This window comes from Rhizobium sp. Leaf384, from assembly GCF_001424065.1.
Taxonomy (GTDB): Bacteria; Pseudomonadota; Alphaproteobacteria; order Rhizobiales; family Rhizobiaceae; genus Ferranicluibacter.
In genome coordinates this window covers 70,893-96,963 of record NZ_LMQE01000001.1, presented here as the reverse complement: position 1 = coordinate 96,963, position 26,071 = coordinate 70,893, and the positions used below count along the sequence as shown (strand labels likewise).

Annotated in this window: 25 protein-coding genes and 1 tRNA gene; 18 read left to right on the top strand and 8 right to left on the bottom strand. The window is 63.2% G+C overall.

All coding sequences use genetic code 11. The features are described from left to right. Nucleotides 1-103 precede the first annotated feature (103 nt). The 10 genes from nagZ to ASG25_RS00460 all read left to right on the top strand — a co-directional run bounded on the left by nagZ (nt 104) and on the right by ASG25_RS00460 (nt 9,650). Complete coding sequence (nagZ, locus tag ASG25_RS00505) at nt 104-1,120, top strand: beta-N-acetylhexosaminidase (RefSeq protein ID WP_062468069.1); 1,017 nt, start codon at nt 104-106, stop codon at nt 1,118-1,120. Nucleotides 1,121-1,159: 39 nt separating this feature from the next. Continuing rightward, nucleotides 1,160-2,017 carry a ScpA family protein gene (locus tag ASG25_RS00500; RefSeq protein ID WP_062468067.1) on the top strand — a complete coding sequence of 286 codons (858 nt, stop codon included), beginning with the start codon at nt 1,160-1,162 and terminating at the stop codon, nt 2,015-2,017. Then, nucleotides 2,010-2,714, top strand: coding sequence for an SMC-Scp complex subunit ScpB (gene scpB, locus ASG25_RS00495; protein WP_062468065.1), 705 nt, complete (start codon nt 2,010-2,012; stop codon nt 2,712-2,714). The genes ASG25_RS00500 and scpB overlap by 8 nt, the downstream gene beginning before the upstream one ends. Nucleotides 2,715-2,968: 254 nt before the next feature. Continuing rightward, nucleotides 2,969-3,226, top strand: a complete 258-nt coding sequence (locus tag ASG25_RS00490; protein ID WP_062468063.1) for a twin-arginine translocase TatA/TatE family subunit — start codon at nt 2,969-2,971, stop codon at nt 3,224-3,226. 62 nt (nt 3,227-3,288) lie between these two features. After that, nucleotides 3,289-4,164: a Sec-independent protein translocase protein TatB gene (tatB, locus tag ASG25_RS21965; protein ID WP_082479785.1), complete on the top strand. Its 876-nt coding sequence runs from the start codon at nt 3,289-3,291 to the stop codon at nt 4,162-4,164. Beyond that, nucleotides 4,161-4,979, top strand: coding sequence for a twin-arginine translocase subunit TatC (gene tatC, locus ASG25_RS00480; protein WP_062468061.1), 819 nt, complete (start codon nt 4,161-4,163; stop codon nt 4,977-4,979). Before tatB ends, tatC begins: the two co-directional genes overlap by 4 nt. Before the next feature lie 103 nt (nt 4,980-5,082). Beyond that, a complete protein-coding gene (serS, locus tag ASG25_RS00475; RefSeq protein WP_062468058.1) occupies nt 5,083-6,366 on the top strand; it encodes a serine--tRNA ligase in 1,284 nt (427 codons plus the stop codon). 86 nt (nt 6,367-6,452) lie between these two features. Next, nucleotides 6,453-7,106, top strand: a complete 654-nt coding sequence (locus ASG25_RS00470) for a protein-L-isoaspartate(D-aspartate) O-methyltransferase (protein ID WP_062468056.1) — start codon at nt 6,453-6,455, stop codon at nt 7,104-7,106. Between the two features lie 191 nt (nt 7,107-7,297). Beyond that, nucleotides 7,298-7,948, top strand: a complete 651-nt coding sequence (locus ASG25_RS00465) for a hypothetical protein (RefSeq protein WP_062471775.1) — start codon at nt 7,298-7,300, stop codon at nt 7,946-7,948. A gap of 139 nt (nt 7,949-8,087) precedes the next feature. After that, nucleotides 8,088-9,650 carry a peptidoglycan DD-metalloendopeptidase family protein gene (locus ASG25_RS00460; protein ID WP_062468054.1) on the top strand — a complete coding sequence of 521 codons (1,563 nt, stop codon included), beginning with the start codon at nt 8,088-8,090 and terminating at the stop codon, nt 9,648-9,650. 96 nt (nt 9,651-9,746) lie between these two features. Here the strand turns inward: ASG25_RS00460 and ASG25_RS00455 are convergent, their stop codons facing one another. Further along, nucleotides 9,747-10,640: an ATP-binding protein gene (locus ASG25_RS00455; protein WP_062468052.1), complete on the bottom strand. Its 894-nt coding sequence runs from the start codon at nt 10,638-10,640 to the stop codon at nt 9,747-9,749. Nucleotides 10,641-10,884: 244 nt separating this feature from the next. Here ASG25_RS00455 and yajC point away from each other — a divergent pair, with 244 nt between their 5' ends. From yajC to ASG25_RS00430, 5 genes are all read left to right on the top strand, one after another. Beyond that, a complete protein-coding gene (gene yajC, locus ASG25_RS00450) occupies nt 10,885-11,220 on the top strand; it encodes a preprotein translocase subunit YajC (RefSeq protein WP_062468050.1) in 336 nt (111 codons plus the stop codon). A gap of 60 nt (nt 11,221-11,280) precedes the next feature. Continuing rightward, on the top strand, nt 11,281-13,809 hold the full coding sequence (gene secD, locus ASG25_RS00445; RefSeq protein ID WP_062468049.1) for a protein translocase subunit SecD: 2,529 nt from the start codon (nt 11,281-11,283) through the stop codon (nt 13,807-13,809). Further along, nucleotides 13,809-14,195 (top strand): Mth938-like domain-containing protein, encoded by a 387-nt coding sequence (locus ASG25_RS00440; RefSeq protein ID WP_062468047.1) that lies wholly within the window; start codon nt 13,809-13,811, stop codon nt 14,193-14,195. The genes secD and ASG25_RS00440 overlap by 1 nt, the downstream gene beginning before the upstream one ends. Before the next feature lie 13 nt (nt 14,196-14,208). After that, nucleotides 14,209-15,087, top strand: coding sequence for a phytoene/squalene synthase family protein (locus ASG25_RS00435; protein WP_244479288.1), 879 nt, complete (start codon nt 14,209-14,211; stop codon nt 15,085-15,087). Between the two features lie 213 nt (nt 15,088-15,300). Beyond that, entirely contained in the window at nt 15,301-15,714 is a 414-nt protein-coding gene (locus ASG25_RS00430; RefSeq protein ID WP_062468045.1) for a hypothetical protein, read from the top strand. 40 nt (nt 15,715-15,754) lie between these two features. On the opposite strand, the gene trmFO is transcribed toward ASG25_RS00430, so the two are convergent. The 3 genes from trmFO to ASG25_RS21955 form a co-directional block, all read right to left on the bottom strand. Beyond that, on the bottom strand, nt 15,755-17,191 hold the full coding sequence (trmFO, locus tag ASG25_RS00425; RefSeq protein ID WP_062468043.1) for a methylenetetrahydrofolate--tRNA-(uracil(54)-C(5))-methyltransferase (FADH(2)-oxidizing) TrmFO: 1,437 nt from the start codon (nt 17,189-17,191) through the stop codon (nt 15,755-15,757). Between the two features lie 135 nt (nt 17,192-17,326). Further along, nucleotides 17,327-17,470 carry a DUF1127 domain-containing protein gene (locus tag ASG25_RS21960; RefSeq protein ID WP_082475898.1) on the bottom strand — a complete coding sequence of 48 codons (144 nt, stop codon included), beginning with the start codon at nt 17,468-17,470 and terminating at the stop codon, nt 17,327-17,329. Nucleotides 17,471-17,755: 285 nt separating this feature from the next. Then, entirely contained in the window at nt 17,756-17,899 is a 144-nt protein-coding gene (locus ASG25_RS21955; protein WP_082475883.1) for a DUF1127 domain-containing protein, read from the bottom strand. Between the two features lie 324 nt (nt 17,900-18,223). Here ASG25_RS21955 and ASG25_RS00420 point away from each other — a divergent pair. Next, nucleotides 18,224-18,308 (top strand) — tRNA-Leu (locus ASG25_RS00420). Nucleotides 18,309-18,458: 150 nt separating this feature from the next. Next, nucleotides 18,459-19,946 (top strand): trigger factor, encoded by a 1,488-nt coding sequence (gene tig, locus ASG25_RS00415; protein ID WP_062468042.1) that lies wholly within the window; start codon nt 18,459-18,461, stop codon nt 19,944-19,946. Between the two features lie 117 nt (nt 19,947-20,063). On the opposite strand, the gene sthA is transcribed toward tig, so the two are convergent. The 4 genes from sthA to phaC form a co-directional block, all read right to left on the bottom strand. After that, the gene (gene sthA / locus ASG25_RS00410) at nt 20,064-21,473 is read right to left on the bottom strand and encodes a Si-specific NAD(P)(+) transhydrogenase (protein ID WP_062468040.1); all 1,410 of its coding nucleotides are present in this window, start codon (nt 21,471-21,473) and stop codon (nt 20,064-20,066) included. Nucleotides 21,474-21,740: 267 nt separating this feature from the next. Further along, nucleotides 21,741-22,559 carry a DNA repair protein RadC gene (gene radC, locus ASG25_RS00405; RefSeq protein WP_062468038.1) on the bottom strand — a complete coding sequence of 273 codons (819 nt, stop codon included), beginning with the start codon at nt 22,557-22,559 and terminating at the stop codon, nt 21,741-21,743. After that, nucleotides 22,559-23,389, bottom strand: coding sequence for a type I methionyl aminopeptidase (gene map, locus ASG25_RS00400; protein WP_062468036.1), 831 nt, complete (start codon nt 23,387-23,389; stop codon nt 22,559-22,561). The genes radC and map overlap by 1 nt, the downstream gene beginning before the upstream one ends. Before the next feature lie 215 nt (nt 23,390-23,604). Then, complete coding sequence (phaC, locus tag ASG25_RS00395; RefSeq protein ID WP_244479287.1) at nt 23,605-25,455, bottom strand: class I poly(R)-hydroxyalkanoic acid synthase; 1,851 nt, start codon at nt 25,453-25,455, stop codon at nt 23,605-23,607. 144 nt (nt 25,456-25,599) lie between these two features. Between phaC and ASG25_RS00390 the strand changes: the two genes are divergently transcribed. Beyond that, nucleotides 25,600-25,950, top strand: coding sequence for an SHOCT domain-containing protein (locus ASG25_RS00390; protein WP_062468034.1), 351 nt, complete (start codon nt 25,600-25,602; stop codon nt 25,948-25,950). Nucleotides 25,951-26,071 lie beyond the last annotated feature (121 nt).

Genomic DNA, 26,071 nt, shown 5'->3' with positions numbered 1-26,071 from the left:
TTTGGAGGGAGTGTGCGGCTGGTCTCGCAATCTCCTTGCTCTGAGGCCCGATCCGTCCTTAAACCATCCGTGGATGTCGAACAGAAAAGCATGAGGAAACGCCATGAGCGGATCGAAAGCATTCATCTCGGGCTGCAAGGGCCTCGCGCTGACGGCTGATGAGAAATCGTTTTTCGCGGATGAACGCCCGTGGGGCTTCATCCTCTTCGGGCGCAATATCGGCGAAGCCGCGCAGATTTCCGATCTCGTCGCGAGTCTGCGCGACAGCATCGACAATCCCCAAGCGTTCGTGCTGATCGACCAGGAAGGCGGCCGCGTCCAGCGTATCCGCCCGCCGCTCGCCGGAGCCTATCCGAATGCGGCGGCCATCGGCGCTCTGTTTCACACCGATCCGGCCAAGGGGCTGCGGGCTGCCTGGCTGATGTCCCGGCTGCATGCCTTCGATCTCATGCGCTACGGGATCAACGTGGACTGCCTGCCGGTGCTCGACGTGGCGGCCGACGGTATGAGCGAGGCGATCGGCAATCGGGCCTATTCGCGCGATCCGCAGGCCGTTGCCGCGCTCGGAGCGGCCGCTGCGGAAGGGCTGAAGGCTGGCGGAATGTTGCCTGTCATGAAGCACATGCCGGGCCACGGTCGCGCGCTCGTCGATTCGCATCACAAACTTCCCGTGGTGGATCGGAGCTTCGAGGAACTGGCCATCAGCGATTTCGTGCCGTTCGTCGCGCTGAAATCCGAGGTCATGGCCATGTCGGCGCATATCGTCTTCACGGCCATCCATCCCGATCGGCCCGCAACGACGTCGCGAAAGGTGGTCGATGAGGTCATCAGGGGGCATATCGGGTTTGACGGGCTGCTGATGTCCGATGACGTGTCGATGAACGCGCTCGCGGGCGACATGGAGACGCGGGCGAGGGGCATCATCGAGGCGGGCCTCGATCTGGTTCTTCACTGCCACGGTATCATGGAGGAGATGCAGGCCGTCTCTCGCGTCGTTCCGGAACTGTCGGGTCCGTCGCTCCGGCGCGCCGATATCGCGGCGTCGAGTTTCCGCGCGCCCGATGCTTCCGACGAGGTGGCCCTGCGCGCCGAGTTCGCGGAGATGTTCCCGAGTGTCTGAGGTTTCGCGAACCGGAAAGCGATATCGAAAGCCTCCGCAATGATCGTGGGCGATGGTCGCGATGGCGTGCGCGGTCGTATCCCGGATGAGGCGCGATGGGAGGCCGACGAGCGTGCGCTTCACGAGGCGGAGCTGGTGGTCGATATCGCCGGCTTCGAAGGTCCGCTGGATCTCCTGCTGCATCTGGCGCGAAATCAGAAAGTGGATCTCTCGCGGATCTCCGTCCTCGCTCTGGCGGAACAGTATATCGCCTTCATTGAAAGCGCGCGCTCGATTCGGTTGGAACTCGCGGCCGATTATCTTGTCATGGCGGCGTGGCTCGCCTTCCTGAAATCCCGCCTTCTCATTCCCCAGCCGCACAAGGATGACGGACCTTCCGGCGAAGAAATGGCGTCTGCGCTTGCCTTTCGGCTCAAGCGGCTCGAGGCGATGCGCGACGCCGCCACCCGGCTGGTCAATCGCAACAGGCTCGGGCGGGACGTCTTTGCCCGCGGTGCACCCGAACATATACCGGTCGAGCGCACCTCCGCTTACGAGGCGTCCCTGTATGATCTTCTTCAGGCCTATGCGAGCTTGCGCCAGCGCGAGGCGGTCATGCAGGTGACCATCGAGCGGCGTCAGGTCTGGTCGCTTGCGGATGCGCGTCTGATTCTTGCGCGCCTGATGGGCGGCCTGTCCGACTGGACGGTGCTCGACCACTTCCTGCTGCGCTATGTCGGAGACCCCGGGCAGCGCGTGAGCGCCATCGCCAGCGCTTTTGCGGCGTCGCTCGAGATGGTCCGCGAGGGCAGGCTGCAGATCCGCCAGGAAGAGGCCTTTGCGCCCCTCTATGTCCGGCTGGGCGAAAATCCGATGACCGAAGCCGACATCGCAGAACTGGAAGCGCGCAATGGCTGAGATCGAGGAGGACGACGTCCTCGTCCGGGACGACCACGGCGTTCATCGAACCCACGAACTCGAACGCATCGCCGAGGCGCTGGTCTTTGCCGCCGCTCAGCCGGTTTCCGAAGTCTACCTTGCGCAACGCCTTCCGGAAGGCACGGATGTCCGCGGCATCATGCTGCGTCTGAAGGCTGTCTACGCGACCCGCGGGGTCAACCTTGTTCAGGTAGATGACCATTGGGCGTTCCGAACGGCGGCGGATCTCTCTTTCGCTTTGTCGTCGGACGCGCAGGAGGTGCGCAAATTGTCGCGGGCAGCGCTCGAGATCCTCTCCGTCATTGCCTATCACCAGCCGGTGACGCGCGCCGAAATCGAGGATATCCGCGGCGTCCAGACGTCCAAGGGGACGCTGGACGTGCTGATGGAAGCCGGTTGGGTTCGGTTTCGCGGTCGCCGCCGGACCCCCGGGCGTCCGGTCACCTTTGCGACGACACGCGATTTTCTCGATCATTTCGGTCTCGAGAACCTGCGGGATCTGCCGGGACTGGAGGAATTGAAGGGTGCGGGCCTGCTTGCCGGGCGCATCCCGCCCGACTTCCAGATACCGCTTCCGCCGGGGGATGACGAACCGTCCGACGACGAGGATCCGATCACCGCCCTCGACCTTGAAGAGCTCGGCCTTCTCCCGCCGAGCGGCGACGAGCCCGCCTGATCGACCGCCATTCAGCGGGGCGTGCTGCAGCTCGGCTCGCGCCGGATTGAACAGCGCGAGCATTGCGCGCCATCGCCGTTTCCTTTAGATCTTTGTTCGAAAAGCAGGACTGCGTTTCTGCAAGAGAATCGCATCGGCGGACAAAGACCAAGGGCTGGGCAAGCGGCAACGCCGGCCATATCCCGGAGACAAGTGGAACAGGGCAGGCAGGCCATCCGGGATGGGTTTGTCGGATTTGCAGGGAGTTTACGAGTATGGGTTCATTCAGCATCTGGCACTGGCTCATCGTGCTGGTCGTCGTCCTGCTGCTCTTCGGTCGCGGCAAGATCCCGGAACTGATGGGTGATGTCGCCAAGGGCATCAAGAGCTTCAAGAAGGGCATGACCGACGACGAGACGGATGTTGCCGACAAGACCGGTTACGACAAGCCGGGCTACGAGAAGAGCCCCTACGACAAGACCGCTCCGATCGATCCGCGCACCGTCGAACATAAATCCGACGAAGTACGCTGATCAGGCAGTTCGGGTGCCCGGCAAACCGGCGCGGCCCCTTGTGATGTGCGGAGTTCCTGAGAATGCTTGACGTCGGCTGGACCGAGCTTGTTGTCATTGCCATCGTCCTGATTATCGTCGTTGGCCCGAAAGACCTTCCGCCGATGCTCCGGACCTTCGGCAAGATGATGTCGAAGATGCGTGGCGTGGCAGCCGACTTCCGCCACCAGTTCGACGAGGCGCTGCGTGAAGCGGACCTCGACGACGTGCGCAAGACGCTGAGCGAGGCGCAGAAGCTCAATCCGGCAAACAGCCTGCGGGAGGCGATGAACCCGCTTCGGCAGATGGGCAACGACATCAAGGCGGATCTTCAGAAAGCGACCCGGCCGGATGAGAAGGCTGCGCCTGTGATGTCGGAGATCCCGCCGGCGCCGGAGATTGCGGCCTCGGTCGCGACACCGCCGGAGCAACCGTCGGCGCCGGGTGCGGACGTCGCGCCCCTCGCAGCCTCTGCCCATCCCGCGGCGTCGGAACCGGTCGTCCCGTTCCCTGGCAATCCTGTGCCGGTCGCGGCTGCCCCCGTGATCCCTGTCACGTCGCCTGCACCCTCTTTGCCGTCAGCCGACGTGACGATGCCGGCCACGAGCGCTGCTGCCGTGCCGCTTGCCGACGGCGCGCGCGTCAGCCCGAAACCGCGCAAGCGCGTCACCAAGGCGGAAAACGCGGGCGGTGCGGAAAGCGCGGCAAATCAGGAGAAGCCTGTTGCGCCGATCCGCAAGGCGGTCGCCAAGGCCGCGATCGATGGATCGCCGGCCAAGCCTCGCAAACGCGCGCAAGCGCTCGCAGGCGAAGCCGAGGTGGCCGAGATCGGCGCAAAGATCAGCCGACGGAAAAAGGCGGTCGCGGCGGATGCGGCTCCTGAAACACCGATCATGCCGAAGAGCGGAGACGAGGCATGAGCGCCGATCTCGAAGACAAGCCCCAGCCGCTTCTCGATCACCTCATCGAGCTGCGAACCCGTCTGATCTGGGCCGTCGGCGCGTTCTTTGTGGCATTCCTTGTCTGCTTCTTCTTCGCCAAGCAGATCTTCAATGTGCTCGTGCAGCCCTACAAGTGGGCCGTGTCCTGGGCCGGTCTCGATCATCGCGCGGCAGGTCTGATCTACACCGCGCCGCAGGAATTCTTCTTCACGCAAATCAAGGTCGCCATGTTCGGCGCTTTGGTGATCGCCTTTCCGATGATCGCGACGCAGCTGTACAAATTCGTGGCGCCGGGTCTCTACAAGAATGAGCGCGCCGCTTTCCTGCCCTTTCTCATCGCGTCGCCGCTGCTGTTCCTGCTCGGTGCGGCGCTGGTCTATTTCTTCTTCACACCGATGGTGATGTGGTTCTTCCTCAACATGCAGCAGGAGGGCGGGCAGGGCGAAGTCTCGATCCAGCTTCTGCCGAAGGTCTCGGAATATCTGAGCCTGATCATGTCGTTGATCTTCGCCTTCGGTCTGGTGTTCCAGCTTCCCGTGATCACGACGCTTCTCGCGCGCGTCGGCTTCGTCACGGCGGCGACCCTGGCGGCGAAGCGGAAATATGCCATCGTGATCTCGTTCATCGCGGCGGCCATCCTCACCCCGCCAGATCCCGTCTCCCAGATCGGCCTTGCGATCCCGGCCATCCTTCTCTACGAGATTTCCATCTATACGGCCCGACTCATCGAGCGCCAGCGCGCCAGGGATGCGGCGTCGCGAGAGCTTGCGGAAGCCGACGACCAGACCGATTGACCTTCCTCCGGGAAGAGAGACGGCAATGACGCGGCCGGCAGGTCGGCGATGTCGTCCGCGTTTTCTGCAGGGTGTCGGGTCTCTCACATTCGGAGACTGATCGATGCTCGATATCAAATGGGTGCGGGACAATCCCGAAGCGCTTGACGCCGCACTGGCAAAGCGTGGCGCTCCCGCACAGGCGTCCAGCCTGGTCGCGCTTGACGAGAAGCGCCGTGGCCTCGTGCAGGCGCTTCAGGACATGCAGTCCCGTCGCAATGCTGCCTCCAAGGAAATCGGGGCAGCGATGGCCCAGAAGAACGCGGAGCTGGCTGATCGTCTGAAAGCCGAGGTCGCCGAACTGAAGACCGCGATGCCGGCGCTCGAGGACCAGACGCGCACGGTGGATGCCGAACTGCACGACGTGCTCTCCCGTCTCCCGAATATACCGCTTGAGGATGTCCCGGTCGGCGCCGATGAGCATGCGAACGTTGTTTCCCGCACGGTCGGCGAGCGTCCTGGCTGGAATCACAGAGCGCTTGAGCATTACGAAATCGGCGAAGCGCTGGGCTACATGGATTTCGAGCGCGCCGCAAAATTGTCGGGCTCCCGCTTCACCGTGCTGACGGGGCCTCTCGCCCGCCTGGAGCGCGCCCTCGGCCAGTTCATGATCGACCTTCATACGGGCGAGCATGGCTATACCGAGGTGTCCTCGCCGCTGATGGTGCGCGATGACGCGATGTTCGGCACCGGCCAGCTGCCCAAATTTGCCGAAGACCTGTTCCGCACGACCGACGGCCGCTGGCTCATCCCGACCGCCGAGGTGACCCTGACCAATCTCGTACGGGAAGAGATCATCGAGGCCGAAAAACTGCCCCTGCGGTTCACGGCGCTGACACCATCCTTCCGCTCCGAAGCCGGTTCGGCGGGGCGCGATACCCGCGGCATGCTGCGCCAGCACCAGTTCTGGAAATGCGAGCTCGTGTCCATCACCGATGCCGAGACGTCGATCGACGAGCATGAGCGGATGACGGCCTGTGCCGAAGAGGTGCTGAAGCGCCTCGGACTTCATTACCGGGTCATGACGCTCTGCACCGGCGATATGGGGTTCGGTGCGCGCAAGACCTACGACCTCGAAGTCTGGCTTCCGGGCCAGAATACCTTCCGCGAGGTGTCTTCATGCTCCGTCTGTGGGGATTTTCAGGGGCGGCGCATGAACGCGCGCTACCGCTCGAAGGACGACAAGGCGTTGAAGTTCGTTCACACGCTGAACGGTTCGGGCACCGCGGTCGGCCGTGCCATGATCGCGGTCATGGAAAACTACCTGAACGAGGACGGCTCCGTTACCGTGCCGGATGCACTTCGGCCGTATATGGGCGGCCTGACGCGTATCGAAGCGGCGCGCTGACACGAGCGCCCGCGCCGTGTGGTGGCGGGCAACGGGCAACGGGCAGGGGGCAGGGGGCAGCGTAACGTGGGGAGGGATGCAGGCTTATGGCAACGCGGTTTCTAGAGCAGGAAGGGTTTGCCGCGCTTGTCCTGCGTCTGCGGGCGGAAGGCATCACCAACAAGGGCTTGCTCAACGCCGTCGAGGAGACGCCGCGGACACAGTTCGCCCCGGCGCCCTACCAGAAGGAAGCTCTGTCTCCCCGTATCGTGCCGCTGGACTGCGGCTCGTTCATGGAAGGGTATGATTTCGCGGTGCGAACGCTGCACGCGCTTGGCGTGAAGCCCGGACAGCGCATCCTCGAGATCGGCACGGGCAGCGGTTTCACGGCCGCCGTGATGGGACGGATCGCTGAGCGGGTTCTCAGCTACGAGCGCTACAAGACGCTCGTGACGAACGCGCAGGCAAGCCTCGAAAAGCTCGGGATTCGCAATGTCATCGTGCGGCAGGCCGATGGCAGTGCAGGCTTGGTCGGCGAGGGAACTTTCGACCGCATTCTCGTGACCACCGCCTTCGACAGCCTGCCACGTGTGTTTTCGGATCACCTCGTGTCCGGCGGCGTGCTTCTCGTGCCGATCATGGTGAGCGAGACCGAGTGCCGCATGGTCCGTCTGACCCGGACCGGAAGCCGCTTCGACCGTGAGGATCTCTTCGAAGCGCCGTATCTTCCGATCGTCCCGAAAATGGCGGCGTTCCTGTAAGACTCATCCCCTTCAGCCGGTAATCGGTAAGGCGCTCTCGACGAGGCGTCAGCCGTGTCCATTCTCTAAGCATTAACAGAGCGTTAATATTCTCCAGCTTCGCGCAAGCCTCGCGATCTACCTCATGGTGGACCTCAAGAGCTTCGCAGAGGTGCAGGCTCCCGAGGCGTGAAGGCGCAAGGAGCATGTTCATGCAGATCGCAGGCAAGACGATCATCGCGACCAACGACGCCGGCCAGCGGGCGCCGCGTTCGCCCGTTCGTCCCGACGTCGAAAATCGCGAGCCCACGACCCCCGTCGTTTCGATCGGTGGCAGCTACGATCCCTCGTCGCGTGTCTCGTTGTCCGCGGAAACCCTTCTCTTTCTTTCGCGCACCAAGCGCGCCCAGGAAAAATACCCGCCTTTGACGCGCGAGGAGTGGAACAACAAGCTCTCGCCGCAGCTTGCCGCACGCGAATATCAGGCTTTTGGCAAATATGGCGAGACCGGCGACTACAAGGCCTACTATCGCGGCTTCATCGACTATTACGACAACCTGCGTCCGGACGATCAGGACAGCCTTCGCTATTTCGGGACGCGCGATGCCGCTGTCGCAGGCCTGCGCTCTGCGGAATACGAGGACGAGTCGGGTCTCGAAGCCCCAGGGGGTTTCCAGACGCTGGTCGACGTGCTTCTGGACGGCGAGAAACCGTCTTTCTCCGAGCAGGGAACGGAGGCTCCAGCCGTGATGATCACGGGCGACAAGTTCGGCTGGGATACCGGATCCGTGTCCTACGAGGACGTCACCGAGAGCCGTGCGGAGCATTCCGAGATCGAGCGCTTCTATCGCGAAAGCTTTTGATCTGCTTGTGCATTTTCCTCGTTACAATCGACTTACGCTCGCCGAAAACCAGAAAGTGTGAGCGGCTCTTAACCCGTCGGTAACTCTAATACGTTTTAATAAACCTACATCGGGGCTACGTTCCAAGTAGGTAAGCGTCATGCGTTTAAGTGTATCGTCATCTGTTCATAAATCGGTCGTCCGTCTGGGGGTGGCCGTTCTCCTGGCGAGCGCGGCGAGTGGCTGCAGTTCGGATTCGTCCCGGTTCGGAGGGCTGTTCTCACGCTCCGACCTGACGACCAATTCCATTCCGAGCGCTCCGGTGCCAGGTGGGGATATTGACGGCAGCGGCAACATGCCGCCCGTGTCCAATGCGCGTCAGGCGGCTGTCAGCCAGGCGTACCCGGATCCGGTCAGCGCCACGCCGGTGTCCCGCACACGGGTTGCATCGACGCCCATGAATGTTCAGCGCACGAGCCTGGCCGATCCGACCGTCGAGCCGACGCGTCGGCCGAGCGCACAGCCTTTCCCGTCGACGGCCTCATCCTCGCAGGGCCGGGTTCCGGCGCTTGCTGCGCCCGATCCGGTCACGACGGCGACCGTTCGCCCGTCGAGCGGCTGGTCCACCGTCAACGCACCTGCCGTCCTGATGCGGCAGGGCGATACGACAGCCTCGCTTGCCACCCGCTTCGGCGTGCCGGAGAAGGAAATCCTGAAGGCGAACGGCCTGAAGCGCGGTTCCGACGCGGAGCCGGGTCAGCGTATCCTGATCCCCACCTATGGGGCAGCGGGGAGTGCCGCGAAGGCATCGGCCTCGCAGGCCGCCACGGCCCTCGACATTGACAAGCAGAAGAACAAGCCGGTTCTCCCGGAGAATCGCGACGTCGCTATTCTGCCGACACAGACGCAGAGCCGCGAAAAGGGGTCTCTCGCCAACGGCGCGACGGCTACCAAGCAGCCGATGACCGGCGAAGGCGACGCGGCCGGAACCTATACGGTGAAGGCTGGCGACTCGCTGAACCGTATCGCGAAGGCCAATGGCGTTTCCGTCGATCAGCTGCGCGCCGAGAACGGCCTGACGAGCGGCGCGATCCGCGTCGGCCAGGCTCTGAAGCTGCCGAAGACGTCGTCGGTTGCCCGCAACACGGCGCAGCCCGGAACGGACGCGGTCACCACCGCTTCCGTCGCCCCGAAGGCTGCCGCGCCGAAGGTCGAGAAGCCCGCTAAGGTCGAGCAGGCGAAGGCCGATGCGTCCAAGCCGACGGAATATACGCCGGCCGTCGCCAAGCAGTCGGTCAACGAGGTCGCGGCCAAGGATGACGGTTCCGACGCACCGAAGGCCACCGGGATCAGCAAGTATCGCTGGCCGGTGCGGGGCGCGGTTGTCGCAGGCTATGGCGCCAATGTGGAAGGCAACCGAAACGACGGCATCAACATCTCCGTTCCCGAGGGCACCCCGATCAAGGCGGCCGAGAACGGCGTGGTCATCTATTCCGGCAGCAGCCTGAAGGAGCTCGGAAACGCCGTCCTGGTTCGCCACGACGATGGTACCGTCACGGTCTACGGCAATGCTTCGGAACTGAAGGTCCAGCGCGGCCAGAAGATCCAGCGCGGTCAGACGCTTGCAGCCTCCGGCATGAGCGGAACGGCGACACAGCCGCAGGTTCATTTCGAAGTCCGCAAGAACGCGACGGCGGTCAATCCCGCGAGCTATCTCGAATAGAACCTCACGACGTCCAGATGCAGCGATATCCCCGGCATGTCCGGGGATTTTGCATATGGGGTGTTGCTGTGATTGAGGACAGGTGTCTCAGCCGTCTCACGCGTCCGCGCCGCGTTCGCCCGCGTCTGCAATCCGCGTCCGCGTGCGGCCCGCCAGATCCTGGATGAACTGCCAGGCCACCCGCCCCGAACGTCCGCCGCGCGTGGTGCTCCATTCCAGCGCTTGTGCGTGAAGGGTCTCCTTGGAGACCGGAATCGCAAAATGCTCGGCATAGGCATCGATCATCCCGAGATAGTCGTCCTGGCTGCATTTGTAGAATCCGAGCCACAAGCCGAAACGATCCGACAGCGAGACCTTTTCCTCGACGGCCTCGGAAGGGTTGATCGCCGTCGAGCGCTCGTTCTCCATCATGTCGCGCGGCAAGAGGTGGCGGCGATTGGAGGTGGCGTAGAGCAGGACATTGTCCGGTCGTCCCTCGATCCCCCCGTCGAGGACCGCCTTCAGGGATTTGTACGACGTATCGTCATGGTCGAACGAGAGGTCGTCGCAAAAGACGATGAACGGCACGGGGGCCGCTTTCAGAATGTCCATGAGCTGCGGCAAGGTCGCGATGTCCTCGCGATGCACCTCCACGAGCTTGAGCGGCACGCCGGTGCGCTGGATCACGGCAGCGTGGACGGATTTGACGAGCGAGGACTTGCCCATGCCCCGCGCGCCCCAGAGAAGGACATTGTTTGCCGGATATCCTCCGGCAAAGCGCAACGTGTTGTCGAGCAGGATGTCGCGAACATGATCGACGCTCTGGATCAGGGAGAGGTCGATCCGGTTCGGTCGCGCGACGGGCTGCAGATATGCCCGCAATGGTGCCCAGACGAAGCACTCCGCAGCGTCAATCGTATTGACCGCGGGTGCGGGCCCCGCGATGCGCTCCACGGCCGCAGACAGCCTGCGAACCTCTTCCATCAGCCGTTCGAGTGTCGCTTCGCTCATATCGGTCTCCTCTCGCCCGCTATCGCTTCGGGTGCCTTCTCCGGCGTCCGGGCTGCGCTAACACGCGTCCTTGTCTGGGGAAAGGTCATCCGGCGGCTGAAAAGCCCTTCTGCGCCGGGATAAACTATGCGAGAGGCATGGTTCGGCGCGTTGCAATCGTAGCGGCCATTCTTATAGTGCGGCCATTCCGCGAGATGGCGTTCCGCCTATCCGGCCGCAGTCGTTGTTATTTGAGGAGTGATCGATGTTCATTACGGAAGCTTTTGCGCAGACGCCTGGTGCAACCGGCGCTGGCGGCGCGGACATTCTCATGTCCATTCTGCCGTTCCTGCTGATCTTCGTCGTGATGTACTTCCTGATCATCCGTCCGCAGCGCGCTGCGCTGAAGCGTCGCGAGGAATTGTTGAAGAACATCCGTCGCGGCGATCAGGTCGTCACGGGCGGCGGCATCGTGGGCAAGGTCACGAAGGTCATCGACGACGGTGAACTCGAAGTGGAAATTGCTGACGGCATCAAGATTCGTGTGGTACGCAGTGGTGTGACCGAAGTCCGCGTCAAGGGCGAACCCGTCAAGGAATAACGGGCCGCTGGCGGCAACGACGACGATCCGATTGATCCACTGCGAAGCGCCGGGAGCGTCATGCCGCAAACCTCACGCTGGGGAACTGTTCTCGTCTGGCTCGTCGTTCTCGCGAGCTTCGTCGTGGCCCTGCCGAACGTGCTGCCACGTTCGCTTCTCGACAGCCTTCCGGCGTGGGTGTCCGCCCGTCAGGTGGCGCTCGGGCTGGATCTGTCCGGCGGTTCGCGCATCGTGCTCAAGGTCGAGCGGGATGATGTGGCGCGCACCCGGCTGCAGGCTGCGACGCAGGCCGTTGCGGCCCAGTTGCGCAACGCCAATCTCGCCTTCACCGATCTTTCGGGCGTCGGCGAGGATATCACCTTTTCGCTCCAGGACGCGGCCAAGGCCTCGACCTTGCCGCAGGTGCTGGCGCCGCTGGTGGGCACGGTCGATCGCGGTCGTGGCGGCAAGGCCGTCAGCGAGTTGCGGTTCGTCGGCACGCAGGACGGCCAGTCGCAGCTCAGTCTGACGCCGGAAGGCATCGATGCGCGTCTCGGCGATGCTGTGGCCGACAGCATCGCGGTCCTCGAGCGGCGGCTTGTGGAACTGGGCGTCGTCGCGCCGCGTCTCGGTCGGCAGGGGGCCGATCGGATCGTGGTGCAGGTTCCCGGCCTCTACGACTCCGAGCAGCTGAAGACCGTGCTCGCGCAAGGCGGTGAATTTTCGTTCCGCCTGGTGGATATGTCCACCACCGTCGAGACTGCTGTGAGCAATGCGCCGCCTGCCGGCTCCGAAGTTCTCTATTCCGCGGAAGATCCGCCGGTCGCCACGCTGGTCAAGCGCCAGCCGGTGGTCACGACGGCCGATGTCGCCGATGCCACGGCCACGACCGACGGGCCGGATGGCGCTCCGGTCGTCGATCTCGTCTTTACCGAAGACGGCGCACGTCGCTTTGCCGAAGCGAGCAGGACGGCGGCCGGCACGACCATGGCGGTCGTTCTCGACGGTTCGGTGATCTCGACCCCGCTGATCCGTCAGGCCGTTACGGACGGGCGCATACGACTTGCGCCGGAGATGACGCCGGAAGGTGCGCAGGATCTGGCGCTCGTGCTGCGTGCCGGCGCTCTGCCGGCCGCCATCACGGTTGCCGAAGAGCGCACCATCGGCGTTGGGCGCGGTTCCGACAGCATCGAGTCCATGCTCGTCGCCGGCGCCGTCGGCACGATCGTCATCATCGCCTTCATGGTCGGCTTCTACGGGCGGTTCGGCGTCGTCGCCAGCATTGCGGTCGTCCTCAATGTCATCATGATCGTTGCGGTTCTCACAGCCACGGGTTTGCCGCTGACGCTTCCAGGACTCGCCGGCATCGTGCTGACGATCGGGGTAGCCGTCGATTCCAACGTGCTCATCTTCGAGCGCTTTCGCGAAGAGGCTGCCGCGGGGCGGGATTTCCGCCAGGCGATCCAGCTTGGCTTTGCCCGCGCTTTCGGCGCAATCGTGGATGCGAACATCACGACGCTCATCGCCGCGATCATCCTTCTCTATCTCGGCAGCGGCGCCATTCGCGGCTTCGCGGTCACGCTGGCCATCGGCATTGTCACCACGCTGTTCACGGCGTTCACGCTGACCCGCGTGATGCTGGAGGCCTGGCAGCGGCGGCGGCCGCGCAAGCGCCTGCCGCGCGGCATCAAGACGGCGATGTTCGACCGCCTGTCGTTTCGGTTCATGGCGGCACGCCGTTTCGTGTTTTCCATCACGGCGGTCCTGTCGATCCTCACCGTCGTGCTCTTTGGTCTGTTCGGCATCAATCTCGGCATTGACTTCTCGGGAGGTTCCGTCATCGAGGTGCAGGCGCGGGAGGGGAACGCCAATATCGGCGATATTCGCGCGCGCCTCGACCAGCTCAACCTCGGTGACATTTCCGTCGAGCGATATGGCTCGCCGCGCGACGCGGTCATTCGCGTCCAGTCGCGGGATGGGGGTGAGAATGCCGAGCAGACGGCGGTCATTCTCATCCGCGACGAACTGGACAGCGCCTATGATCTCCGACGCGTCGAAGTGGTCGGTCCCACGGTCTCCGAGACGCTGACCCGTTCGGCGTCCATCGGCGTTGCCATCTCGCTGCTGGGCATCCTTCTCTACATCTGGGCGCGTTACGAGTGGCAGTTCGCGGCCGGTGCGATCGTCGCGACGCTGCACGACGTCATCCTGACGATCGGGCTGTTCGTCGTGACGGGCATGGAGTTCAACCTGACGAGCGTGGCGGCTTTGCTGACCATCGTCGGCTATTCGCTGAACGACACGGTCATCGTGTATGACCGCATCCGCGAGAACCTCAACCGGTTTCCGCGCATGCCTCTGCCGATCCTGATCGACACTGCCATCAATCAGACCCTGTCGCGGACCGTGCTGACCGGTGCGACGACGCTTCTGGCTCTGGCGGCCCTGAGCATCTTCGGCAGCGACACCATACGACCATTTGCCGTCGTCTTGATGTTCGGGGTGGCCGTGGCCACGTTCTCCTCCATCTATGTCGCTGGGCCGGTGCTCATCCTGTTCCGGCTGAAGCGCGCCCGCGCCCGGGCACGCGACCTTCATGGAGCAGCCTGATGCGTCGTCCGATCGAAGTCCGCAATGCCCATTTCCCCGGCCGCGCCCCCATCGACGCGTATGGCAACGGCGGTTTCCGCTTTGCCGGCATGTCGCATCGTGGATCGCTGCTTCTGCTTCCTTCCGGCATCTATGGCTGGGAGAAGGAGGAGGGCGAAGCGTTGACGGCCGCGGATTTCGAGCGCGTCCTCGCGGAGGCTGGTGACATCGAAGTCATTCTCGTGGGGACCGGGGCGAATATCCGGCCGCTCGCTGCGGACGTGAAGACGGCTCTGCGCAACAATGCGATCTCTTCCGACCCGATGAGCACCGGCGCGGCCGTGCGCACCTACAACATCATGTTGGCGGAAGAGCGCAACGTCGCCGCCGCGCTCATTGCCGTGTGACGTGACCGCTCCGATGTCCGATACCACCACGTCTGCCACGATGTCCGGCCAGCCGGACTTTTCGCCCAGTCTTGCCGCGCTTCGCGAGAGCGACCGCGACCGCTATCTGGCCTGTCTGCTGGCACCGCCGGACAAGCAGGGTCCGCTCGCAGCGCTTTACGCGTTTCATGCCGAGATTGCCCGTGTGCGCGATGTCGTCCGGGAGCCGCTTCCCGGCGAGATCCGCCTGCAATGGTGGCGTGATGCGCTGGAGGATGTCACGGGCGCGAAGGCCGACGGGAATCCTCTGGCCGAAGCGCTGCTGCGCACGGTGCGGGAGGCGCGCCTGCCGATCGGCGTGCTCCTCGACATGATCGACGCGCGCGTCTTTGATCTCTACGACGATCCCATGGAGAGCCGGAGTGCCCTCGAAGGCTATGCGGGTGAAACGGCCTCGGCGCTTATTCAACTTGCCTGCCTCATCCTCGACCCGGATACGGCACCACGTTCGGCCGAAGCCGCCGGTCATGCCGGCGTGGCCCAGACGATCGCCGGCCTGCTGATGCTTGCCCCTGTTCACCGGCGCCGTGGCCAGGTCTATTTTCCGGCGGATCTTCTTGCTGCGACCGGGCTCGACCGAACATCGTTCCTGAACGGGGAGGATCGGGCAGCGACCTCGCGCGCGGTCGCCGCTCTGGCCGGCTTGGGCCGCGAGCATCTCGAAAAGGCGCGGGGCGCCTCCAAGGCCATTTCTCGAACGAACCGGGCCGCCTTTGCGACCGTCGCGCTCGCGGACACGGTTTTCAAGCGGGCGGAAACGCTGGGCGCGGATGTGTTTGACGCGTCGATCGTTCCACCGCAATGGCGGCGCCAGTGGTGGATGTGGCGCGCGGCCAGAAGCGGCCGCTGGTGACGGGCCACGTCTAGGGGACACTTCGCGCAAGCCTCGCGGGTTACTTGGAAAGCTCGAGCCGTGAGAACAGAGACAGTCTGCACATCGTGGCGCGCTGCGTGCTTTGTGCTCGAGCGGGCAGCGCCAGGCTGTCAGCGACGGATAAGCAGGATACCCCGTACTGGTGTGCCCGATGCGTTGCGAGCCAAGGTGCCGCCTGAAATGGATAATGCGATGATTTCCTGGTTCGCCATTGCCGCATCGTTGTTGGCCGCGGCCTACATTTACCAGCGCATGAAGCGCCAGCAGGCAGACGATCTGTCGACGCCGGACGAAGGGCAGGCGATTCTCGATTTCGGACGAGCGTTTCCCGATGAAGCGATCCGCGCCATCCATCCGACCGCCGATGGAAACGCCTTCTTCGTGCGGCTTCACGACGGCAAGGCCGGCATCGTTCTCGGGCAGGGACGGCATTATCTCTGCCACCTCATCGTGCCCGGGAAGGTGCGGATCACCCACGCCGCGAGCGGCCGCGGGCTTGGCCTGTCGTTCAGCGATACGGCGATCTTCGACGGAACCTACGAATTCGCGACCGGGGAGACTGCGGCCGAGGTCTCGCTCTGGATCCTCGGCAGTTTCAGCGCCTGAACCGGAAGGCCGCGCGTCGAGGGCAGGGGCGGTTGGTCCCTCAGGCCGACCGCAGAAGCGCCTCGCCATCCTGTCCGAGCCATGTCGCGCAGTCGGCAAGCGCGCGGCTTGCGACCAGGTTCTTCTTGACGATGGCCTTGTCCTTGCCGCGGAAGCGCTTGACACCCTCGGGCTTGACGATCGCACCGGGATCCAGCGGCGGAAACAGGCCGAAATTGACATTCATGGGCTGGAAGGACCGCTTTCCCGGCTCTTCGACGGAAACGATGTGGCCGCCGGTGATATGCCCGAGCAGCGCGCCGAAGGCCGTCGTTGCCGGCGGCATGCTCAACGGGTGCCCCAGTCGCTCGGCCGCGGCGAATCGTCCTGCCAGGAGCCCGATGCTGGCGCTTTCCACATAGCCCTCGCATCCGGTGATCTGGCCGGCAAAACGAAGGCCGGGGCGGGATTTCAAGGTCAGCGAGTGGTCGAGCAGAATCGGCGAATTGAGATAGGTGTTGCGATGCAGACCGCCCAGACGCGCGAACTCCGCTTTCTCGAGGCCCGGGATCATGCGGATGATATCCGCCTGCGCGCCGTATTTCAGCTTCGTCTGGAAGCCCACCATATTGTAGAGCGTTCCCAGCGCATTGTCCTGGCGCAGCTGTACGACGGCGTAGGGCTTGACGGTCGGATTGTGCGCATTCGTCAGGCCCATCGGCTTCATCGGGCCGTGACGAAGCGTCTCGCGACCACGCTCCGCCATGACCTCGATCGGCAGGCAGCCATCGAAGTAAGGCGTCCCCTCCCATTCCTTGAAGCCGATCCGGTCACCCGCCACCAGGGCGTCCACGAAGGCATTGTACTGGGCTTCGTCCATCGGGCAGTTGATGTAGTCCTTGCCCGTTCCGCCGGGGCCGACCTTGTCATAGCGCGACTGGAACCAGCAGACGTCCATTTCGATCGTTTCGGTATGAATGATCGGCGCGATCGCATCGAAGAAGGCGAGCGCGTCGGCGCCGGTTTGCGCCTGAATGGCTTCGGCCAGCGCCGGCGCGGTGAGCGGACCGGTCGCGATGATGGCGAGATCCCAATCCTCGGGCGGAAGCGCGGACACCTCTTCGCGTGTGAGCGTGATCAGGGGATGCCCGCTGATCGCCTTTGTCACGGAGGCCGAGAACCCTTCGCGGTCGACGGCAAGTGCCCCACCCGCCGGCACCTGGTTCCGGTCGGCACAGGCCATGATCAGCGAGCCCGCGAGGCGCATTTCGGCATGGAGGACGCCGACGGCATTGCTGGTCGCGTCGTCGGAGCGAAACGAATTGGAGCAGACCAGTTCCGCGAGATGATCGGTCTTGTGCGCCTCGGTTTCCCGGACGCCGCGCATCTCGTGCAGGATGACCGGGATGCCGGATTGCGCAATCTGCCAGGCAGCCTCGCTGCCGGCGAGGCCGCCGCCGACGACATGGATGGGGGAGTGGGAGCTGTTCTTCGTCATGGCGCGTTCATAAAGCAAAACATCGCCGCCCGGAAGGGCAGGCGCTCTCGCAGTTTGGTGTGCGCCGGCCTGGCAAACAAACGAAAACGGCGCTCCGAAGAGCGCCGTTGGCATACAGTTCAGGCGATCCGACGATTAACGGTAGGAGCGCGATGCAATGTTGCGGATGTCGAAGCGGGTGATGCCGATGTCCGACAGGGCATGGTTCGAAAGGTTGCCGAGTTCCGAAACGGTACGGCGGTAATTGATCCAGCTCTTTGCGATGCGAATGGGGTTCATGGACTTATCCTTCGGTATCTGGGTGAGACGCATTGATCAGCGATCTCGTTGACGCTGCTTATACGCTCAAGCCTCAGCCAGGTGGAGTGCAAAGACTATGCAGCTGCCATGCATTTGTGCAGATGCATGCTCATTTCGCGCGCATTCCAGGGGTCTGACCAATTTTGTGGCGGCTCGCCATTGCGCCTCGACAGGCAAGGTGACGACGTGTGAGCGCGCAAACGAAAACACCCTCCGGCAGGGCCGGAGGGTGTTGAGATTCAAAAGCTTTCGGCAGCTTTTAACTTAGCGAACAGCCTTGCGGGCGACGCTCAGGATTTCGCTACGGCCGATGCCGAGATCATTCAGTTCGCGATCGCTCATGCGGCCGAGCTCGGAGACGGTCTGGCGATACTTGCGCCACGTGGAGAAAGAGCGGGTCAGGTTCATGTCGGTTTCCTTTTTGGAAGTGCCGGCATGTCTCACCGGCGCGTTGTCATGACGCTGATATAGCCAATCAAATCGATTAGAGGCAGGGGGTCTGTTGCATCGCACCCATGCGGCGGATGCAAGTCTCGGCGCGGGCAGGATCAGGCGGCATGACCGGCGCCCCCGACGTTCCACCCGTGCGCGGGCCGGGAAAACCGCATTTTCCCTTTGATCCCCGGGGAACGGGTGTTATAGAGACGCCGCGCTCGGGAAGGCCTGGACCCGGTTGCAGCAGGAATCTCGCGATTCCGCTCGACCGTTGCGACCAGGCAGCCGCTTCTGAACGCGGGTATGGTGAAATTGGTAGACACGCCAGATTTAGGTTCTGGTGCCGCAAGGCGTGGGAGTTCAAGTCTCTCTACCCGCACCAGAGTGACGAGGGGTCGTTTCGACCCTGCGGCAACGCTGTTTTGCTTGCAAAGCAGCGTTCGATTTGCGTAAAGCCATTCCCGGCACCCGGATCGGCTCGCCTGAAGCATTCAATGGCAGAGCCCTGTCAACGTGAAATGAAGGTTGGAACATGCAGGTTATCGAAACGCTCGCGGACGGGCTGAAGCGCGAACTCAAGGTCGTCATCCCGGCAAAGGACATGCAGGCACGCATGAACGAGCGCCTGGCCGATGCAAAGGACAAGGTCAAGATCAATGGCTTCCGTCCGGGCAAGGTCCCCGTCGCGCATCTGAAGAAGATGTACGGCAAGTCGATCATGGCCGAACTCGTCAACGAGCTGGTGCGCGACAAGCCCACCGAGATCCTCTCCGAGCGTGGCGAAAAGTCTGCGACCCAGCCGGAAGTGGCAATGACCGAGGACGAGGCGGAAGCCGAGAAGATCCTCAGCGCCGAAGCCGATTTCGAATTCACGCTGGCCTATGAAGTCATCCCGGCAATCGAGCTGAAGGATGTCAGCGGCATCAAGATCACGCGCGAAGTGGTCGATATCGCCGACGACGAAGTCACCGAACAGATCATGCGTATCGCTGAAAGCGCGCGGACGTTCGAAGACAAGACCGGTGCTGCTGAAAACGGCGACCGCGTCACGATCGACTACCTCGGCAAGGTCGAGGGCGAAGCCTTCGACGGTGGCAAGGACGAAGATGCCGAGCTCGTTCTCGGTTCCAACCGCTTCATCCCCGGCTTCGAAGAGCAGCTGGTCGGCGCGTCTGCGGGCGACGAGAAGACCATCACGGTGACGTTCCCGGCCGAGTATCCGGCTGCAAACCTTGCCGGCAAGGAAGCCACCTTCGACATCAAGGTCAAGTCGGTCGCCGCGCCCGGTGCCGTTGAGATCAACGACGAACTCGCCACCAAGCTCGGCGTCGAATCGGCCGACAAGCTGAAGGAGATCGTTCGCGGGCAGATCGAGAGCCAGTACGGCTCGATGACCCGCCAGAAGATCAAGCGTCAGATGCTCGACCAGCTGGACGAGATGTATCAGTTCGACACGCCCCAGCGCCTCGTGGATGCCGAGTTCGACAACATCTGGCGCCAGATCAACACCGACCTCGAACAGGCCGGCAAGACCTTCGCCGACGAAGACACGACCGAAGAAGACGCACGCGTCGAGTATCGCAAGCTGGCCGAACGCCGCGTGCGCCTCGGTCTCGTTCTCTCGGAAATCGGCGAGAAGGCCGGTGTGACCGTGACGGACGAAGAAATGCAGCGCTCGCTGTTCGATCAGCTTCGCCAGTTCCCCGGCCAGGAAAAGCAGATCATCGACTATTTCCAGAAGACGCCTGGTGCGGCCGCTTCCCTGCGCGCACCGCTGTTTGAAGAAAAGGTCGTCGACCATCTGCTGTCCGAAGTCAGCGTGACCGACAAGACGGTCAGCAAGGAAGAGCTGATGGCGGAAGACGAGGACGGCGCCGAGAAGCCCGCCAAGAAGTCTGCCAAGAAGAAGACGGCTGCGAAGGCCGAAGCGGCTGAAGGCGAAGAATCCGCCGAAGCCCCCGCACCTAAGAAGAAGTCGGCTTCCAAGAAGAAGGCTGCCGACGACACCGCTGCCGAATAAGCGCAGCGACGTCTGATAAACAAAAACCCCGCCGGTCGTGCCGGCGGGGTTTTTCTTTGCGATGTCTTCAAGACCGTCGGGACGGCTCCGGCCGACGGCCGGATATGTTTTCCGCGGTCAGTGTCCGCTGCCCTGCAGGTCGCCCATGCGGTTCCAGGCATCGAGGCCGGCGATCTTGTAGGCTTCGGCAAGGGTCGGGTAGTTGAACGTGTTCTCGACGAAATACTCGACCGTTCCCTTCAGGTTGAGGACGGCCTGGCCGATATGCACCAGTTCGGTCGCGCCTTCGCCAACGATGTGAATGCCGAGCAGGCGGCGCGTCTTCAGAGAGAAGATGAGTTTCAGAAGTCCCGAATCCAGTCCCATGATGTGGCCACGCGACGTTTCCCGGAAACGTGCGATGCCGCACTCGTACGGGATGCCGCGGGTCTTGACCTCTTCCTCGGTCAGGCCGCAGGTCGAGATCTCGGGGACGGCGTAGATGCCGTACGGAAAGAACTTCGGTGGCTCCTTGGCGATGGCGCCGACCGCGACCCGGGCGGCGATCCGCCCCTGTTCCATCGAGGTCGAAGCGAGACTTGGAAAGCCGATCACGTCGCCGGCTGCATAGATGTTGGGCACGGACGTCTGGAACGTCTCGGGATTGACGCTGAGCCGCCCCCGGGTGTCGGCCTGTAGTCCGGCAGCCGCAAGATTGAGCGTTTCTGTCGCCCCCATGCGACCTGCGGCAAACAGGACCATTTCGCAGATGATGACGCGGCCGCTGTCCAGCGTGATCTGGCACCGTCCGTCCGGCATGCGCTCCACCTTGTCGGCCTTCTGGCCGAGATGCAGCTTCATGTTGCGATCCCGCAGCTGGTAGGTGAAATCCTCGACGATCTCCTTGTCGATGAAGTCGAGCATAGTCGATTTCGGATCGATGATCGTCACGGCCGTATCGAGGGCGCTGAAGATCGTCGCATATTCGATGCCGATGACGCCCGCGCCAATGACGGCCATCGAGCGCGGCAGTTCCGCTATATCAAGCAATTCGTCGCTGTCGAGAACGGTCTTGCCGTCGAAGGGGATGTAGTCGGGCCGGAACGGTTTTGTGCCGACGGCAAGCAGGATGCTCGTGCCCGTGATCTGCATGACCTCGCCGTCTTCCTTGGCGATCTGCATTGTCGTGGCATCCACGAAACTCGCGCGTCCCCGCAGGTGCTGCACGCGGTTGCGCGCAAACTGGTGCTCCAGCACCTCCACCTCGTGGTCGAGCGTGATCAGCAGGCGACGGCGCAGGTCGTCGGCGCTGATCTGCTCCTTGACGCGGTAGGCGCGCCCGTAAAATCCGCGTTCGCGCCAGCCGGAGAGATTGAGGGCGGTTTCGCGCATGGTCTTGGAGGGGATCGTGCCGGTGTGAACGGAGACGCCGCCGACGCGCTTGCCCTGTTCGATCACCACCACCTTCTTGCCAAGCTTGGCAGCCTGGATGGCGGCACGGCGGCCAGCAGGGCCGCTGCCGACGACGATGAGGTCATACTGCATCATGGAGTGTTTCCGATAGAACGATGAATCATTGTGCGTTGCGGCGAATGTCGCGCCTCAAACGCGTAAAGGTCAATCATGGAGACGGTGTGAAGGGGGCGAAATGGCGGGAAACCGACAGGGCGGCAAGCCCTGCGCGAGCTTGGCCGGAAATCGCAGGCTTTGCCCTAATCCATGTCGCCCGAACGTGTGCAGCGGTTTCGGGAAACGGCATGCATCAAAACAGGAACGTGAAGCGCGTTGCGTGAATCTGTTTTTACGCAACGCGCTTTAGATGAGGCGCAGCCCGCGAAGGCTCGCATGACCATCGCGACCGATGATGATGTGGTCGTGAACCGTGACCCCCAGCGGCTTGGCGGTGTCGATGATCGTCTTGGTCATGTCGATATCGGCCCGCGACGGCGTCGGGTCGCCGGACGGGTGATTGTGGACGAGAATGATCGCGGTTGCCGACAGTTCCAGAGCCCGCTTGATCACTTCGCGCGGATAGACGGGCGTATGGTCGATCGTTCCCGTCTGCTGGACCTCGTCGGCGATCAGCGCATTGCGCTTGTCGAGAAAAAGGATCCGGAACTGTTCGCGCATCTCGTTGGCCATGGCGGCATGGCAGTACTCGATCACCTGCGACCAAGACGACAGCAGCGTCTTGCTGCGCAACTCGCTTTTCAGCATCCTGTGCGCGATGGTCGAAATGAGTTTCAGGTCGAGTGCCACGGTGTCGCCGATGCCCTTGATCTCCTGCAGCAGGGAGGGCGGCGCGCCGAGGACGCCAGAGAGCGTGCCGAATCGGTCGAGAAGCGCCTTGGCAATCGGCTTGGTGTCCCGGCGCGGAATGAGACGGAACAGGAGAAGTTCCAGCAGTTCGTAGTCGGCAAGCGCCGTATCGCCATTGTCTCGGTAGCGGCGCCGCAGCCGGTCTCGATGTCCGAGGTAGTGCGCTGCGTCGTCGTCCCTTGTCTCCGGCTTCGGTGCGAACCGACCCTGTCGCGACGACGGTGCGGAACGGGCCGGCTGATCCGCGAAGAAGCCGCGTTCGTCCGGAGGTTCCAGCGGATCGCCGTCGGTATCGAAGGGTGGTTTTGCTCCCATCACGCCGCCGGTAGACCGGGCCGGTCAAGGCCGGCAGGCGAGAGGGTGAAGACCTCGCAGCCATCGGCCGTCACCCCGACCGCATGTTCATACTGGGCGGACAGCGACCGGTCGCGCGTGACGGCCGTCCAGCCGTCCGCCAGCACTTTAACATGCGGCCGCCCGAGATTGATCATTGGCTCGATGGTGAAGATCATGCCCTCGCGCATCTCCGGCCCGTCGCTCGCGCGACCGTAATGCAGGATATTGGGCGCATCGTGGAACAGTCTGCCGACGCCGTGTCCGCAGAAGTCCCGCACCACGGAGCAACGCTCGGCCTCGGCAAAGGTCTGGATCGCCTCGCCGATCGCACCGATCCGGGCGCCGGGCTTCACCGCCGCGATTCCGCGCATGAGGCACTCATGCGTCACCTCGAGCAGTCGCTGCGCGGCCCGCTTGATCTCGCCCACCGGATACATCCGGCTCGAATCGCCGTGCCAGCCGTCCACGACATAGGTCACGTCGATATTGACGATGTCGCCTTCGCGCAGTGGCTTGTCGTTCGGAATGCCATGGCAAACGACATGATTGATCGACGTGCAGGAAGACTTGGTATAGCCGCGATAGTTCAGCGTCGCAGGCAGGACGCCGTTTTCCATGCCGAAGTCGAACACGAACCGGTCGATCGCGTCGGTGGTGACGCCGGGCTTGACGATATCGACCAGCGCATCGAGGCAGCGGGCCGTGACGAGACAGGCGCGACGCATGGCTTCGAAATCCTGCGCGGTGTGCAGCCGGATGACGCCCGTGTTCCGTTGGGGCGCGGCCGCCGCTTCGATATAGTTGACCATGGCCGGACCTTTCCTGCTTGCCTGTCGTGCGTCGTCTGCTGTTCTGAAGATCCCGATGGGGCGGTTGCCCCGGGGACGATGTGCCGGTCCACGGGGGCGGCGCCGCTCATGCTAGTGGCAAGCCGGGAGGTCGGCAATGAACCGATGCGGAAAAATCAGGTGGCCTCGTAAGAATTCGGACGGATCCGGGCATGGGCACGGTTTCGGCGGGTCGCTCAGGCGCGAACCCGGACATAGGAGCCCGGAGCCTCTTCGATCGAGTTCATCGCACCGCCCGTCCGCCGTGCCTTGACCCGCTCGCCATCGAGGGACGCCACCCAGTCATGCCAATTCGACCACCAGGAACCCGGTGTTTCCTGCGCTGCCGCAATCCAGTCGTCCAATGCGCCGGTCGGCGGCCCGCCGGTCCAGAACTGGTATTTCCGCTTGTCCGGTGGATTGACGACGCCCGCGATATGGCCGGAACCTGAGAGCACGAAGGTCACGTCTCCGCCAAAGGCGCTGCTGCCAAGAAAGACGGACTTGGCCGGTGCGATATGATCTTCCCGGGTCGCCAGATTGTAGATCGGGATCGTCACGTCTTTCAGCGACAGCGTCTTCCCCGCCAGTTGCATCTCACCGCGGCTGAGCTTGTTTTCGAGATAGCAGTTGCGCAGGTAGAAAGAGTGGTTGGCCGACGGCATCCGTGTCGAATCCGCGTTCCAGTAGAGAAGATCGAAGGCCGAGGGCTCGACGCCCTTGAGGTAGTTGTTGACAAAATACGGCCAGATCAGGTCGGAAGCGCGCAGCATGTTGAAGGCAAGCGCCATGCTTGACCCTTCGAGGTAGCCTTTTTCCCGCATCCGCGTTTCGATCTGCGCGATCTGGTCTTCGTCGACGAACACCTTGAGATCGCCCGCATGCGTAAAGTCGACCTGCGTCGTAAAGAGTGTTGCTGACCGGATCCGCGTGTCGCCCTCCTGGGCGTGCAGCGCCAGCGTCGCCGCCAACAGCGTACCGCCGACGCAGTAGCCGACGGCATTGACGTCGGTCTCGCCCGTCGCCTGGCCGATCGTGTCGAGGGCAAAGCCGATACCCTCGCGCGCATAGGACTCCCAGTCCTTGGCGGCGTGGCGTTCGTCGGGATTGACCCAGGAGATGACGAAGACCGTATGCCCCTGATCCACGGCCCACTTGATGAAGGATTTTTGCGGATTGAGGTCGAGAACGTAGAACTTGTTGATCCAGGGCGGGCAGATGAGGAGAGGGCGCTTCAGCACGGTCTCCGTCGTCGCATCGTACTGGATGACCTGACAGATATCACTTTGCGCCAAAACCTTGCCGGGCGTCAGGGCGATGTTTTCGCCGATCGCGAACTTGCTCGTATCGCTTTGTCGAAGGCGGAGCTCACCATTGCCGGACAGGATGTCCTCCGCCAGCATCCGCATGCCATTGACCAGATTGGCGCCGTTCGCCGCGACCGTCTCTCGGTAGAGTTGCGGGTTGGTGGCGATGAAGTTGGACGGCGAGAGAGCGTCCGTGATCTGACGGACGTAGAAGGCGGCCTTGTGGCGGGTGTGCTCATCCAGCCCGTCCGTTCGCGTCACCATCTTTTCAGCCCAGTCGGAAAGGACGAGGTAGGCCTGGCGCAGCATGTCGAAGAACGGGTTGGCCACCCAGTCGGGATCCGCGAAGCGCTTGTCGCGTGGCGGCTCGGCGGCGGGTGGCGGACCCGCGGACGCCTCCAGACCGCTCACCTTCTCGAGACTGCGCGACCACATTCCCATCATGCTGGTCATCAGATGGGTCTGCGCCTCGAACGACCGCCGCGGATCGGCCATCCAGTATTCGGTGACCTTGGAAAGCGTTTTCACCAGATCCGTCATGGGGTCGGCGATCCTGTCGACCTTCTCGCCGCTTTCACGCGGGGCGAGCCAGGCGGACGCCGCCTTTCCGACCTGCTCCAGCGAGCGGGCGAGGTTGACGGTGAGAGCTTCGGGATCCTTGATGATATACGCTTCGATGGATTTCGGGTCGAAGCCAGGAAAGGGGCGCGCGCCGTCGCCGGTCGTCTTGTCGTCTCCCACCAGATCCTCCGCAATATCTCTTGCTTTTGGCTTTTTACATTTCGCCGGAATGTCACTACAAGTGCCGACGCATGTTGCCATGCGGGGCGGGGATGCGCCACGCAAATCGGTAACCGGCGGACGATCTGGGCTTAGAGGGATGATATGAATTTGCTGTCGGGACATTCGAAGCTGCGCCTTGCAGCGATGGGCGCGCTTTGCGCCGCCGCCGTCGGCTGCACCACGCCCCGGGCCGACAACACGCCGAGCTATACGTCCACGATGGCGCGCCCGGTGCCGACGGATGTGTATCCGCGCATCGAGGGCAAGCTGCCTGCCGCGGCGCCGCAGATGACGAACGAGGAGGCGGCAAGCCTGTCGTCGAAGCTGAGCGCCCTTTCGGCACGCCGTGCGTCAGGCGCCATCTCGGAGGCCGAATATCGTCGCCGGCTTGCCGAACTCAATGCCCTTGCCGAACATCACGGCGCCGACACGCTCAATGAGATTCGCAATTAAGACTTGCCTTTCGTGACGATTGGACGCAAAGCCAGACCGTCGACCGAGGGGTGGATCAAGCCTTTACCATAGGGTTTTCCGGTCGCGCTGCAGCGTTGCAGGCCGTAGAACGCGTCCGAAT

Bases quoted from the DNA above. Each gene is read 5' to 3' on its own strand.
- ASG25_RS00390 (WP_062468034.1), top strand. From the start codon at position 25,600: ATGAATTTGCTGTCGGGACATTCGAAGCTGCGCCTTGCAGCGATGGGC.
- ASG25_RS21955 (WP_082475883.1), bottom strand. From the start codon at position 17,899: ATGAACCTGACCCGCTCTTTCTCCACGTGGCGCAAGTATCGCCAGACC.
- ASG25_RS00430 (WP_062468045.1), top strand. From the start codon at position 15,301: ATGATTTCCTGGTTCGCCATTGCCGCATCGTTGTTGGCCGCGGCCTAC.
- ASG25_RS00490 (WP_062468063.1), top strand. From the start codon at position 2,969: ATGGGTTCATTCAGCATCTGGCACTGGCTCATCGTGCTGGTCGTCGTC.
- scpB (WP_062468065.1), top strand. From the start codon at position 2,010: ATGGCTGAGATCGAGGAGGACGACGTCCTCGTCCGGGACGACCACGGC.
- yajC (WP_062468050.1), top strand. From the start codon at position 10,885: ATGTTCATTACGGAAGCTTTTGCGCAGACGCCTGGTGCAACCGGCGCT.
- tatC (WP_062468061.1), top strand. From the start codon at position 4,161: ATGAGCGCCGATCTCGAAGACAAGCCCCAGCCGCTTCTCGATCACCTC.
- ASG25_RS00465 (WP_062471775.1), top strand. From the start codon at position 7,298: ATGCAGATCGCAGGCAAGACGATCATCGCGACCAACGACGCCGGCCAG.
- sthA (WP_062468040.1), bottom strand. From the start codon at position 21,473: ATGATGCAGTATGACCTCATCGTCGTCGGCAGCGGCCCTGCTGGCCGC.
- tatB (WP_082479785.1), top strand. From the start codon at position 3,289: ATGCTTGACGTCGGCTGGACCGAGCTTGTTGTCATTGCCATCGTCCTG.
- map (WP_062468036.1), bottom strand. From the start codon at position 23,389: ATGGTCAACTATATCGAAGCGGCGGCCGCGCCCCAACGGAACACGGGC.
- ASG25_RS00440 (WP_062468047.1), top strand. From the start codon at position 13,809: ATGCGTCGTCCGATCGAAGTCCGCAATGCCCATTTCCCCGGCCGCGCC.
- ASG25_RS00500 (WP_062468067.1), top strand. From the start codon at position 1,160: ATGATCGTGGGCGATGGTCGCGATGGCGTGCGCGGTCGTATCCCGGAT.
- ASG25_RS00460 (WP_062468054.1), top strand. From the start codon at position 8,088: ATGCGTTTAAGTGTATCGTCATCTGTTCATAAATCGGTCGTCCGTCTG.
- nagZ (WP_062468069.1), top strand. From the start codon at position 104: ATGAGCGGATCGAAAGCATTCATCTCGGGCTGCAAGGGCCTCGCGCTG.
- trmFO (WP_062468043.1), bottom strand. From the start codon at position 17,191: ATGACGAAGAACAGCTCCCACTCCCCCATCCATGTCGTCGGCGGCGGC.
- ASG25_RS21960 (WP_082475898.1), bottom strand. From the start codon at position 17,470: ATGAACCCCATTCGCATCGCAAAGAGCTGGATCAATTACCGCCGTACC.
- ASG25_RS00470 (WP_062468056.1), top strand. From the start codon at position 6,453: ATGGCAACGCGGTTTCTAGAGCAGGAAGGGTTTGCCGCGCTTGTCCTG.
- secD (WP_062468049.1), top strand. From the start codon at position 11,281: ATGCCGCAAACCTCACGCTGGGGAACTGTTCTCGTCTGGCTCGTCGTT.
- tig (WP_062468042.1), top strand. From the start codon at position 18,459: ATGCAGGTTATCGAAACGCTCGCGGACGGGCTGAAGCGCGAACTCAAG.
- ASG25_RS00455 (WP_062468052.1), bottom strand. From the start codon at position 10,640: ATGAGCGAAGCGACACTCGAACGGCTGATGGAAGAGGTTCGCAGGCTG.
- serS (WP_062468058.1), top strand. From the start codon at position 5,083: ATGCTCGATATCAAATGGGTGCGGGACAATCCCGAAGCGCTTGACGCC.
- ASG25_RS00435 (WP_244479288.1), top strand. From the start codon at position 14,209: ATGTCCGATACCACCACGTCTGCCACGATGTCCGGCCAGCCGGACTTT.
- radC (WP_062468038.1), bottom strand. From the start codon at position 22,559: ATGGGAGCAAAACCACCCTTCGATACCGACGGCGATCCGCTGGAACCT.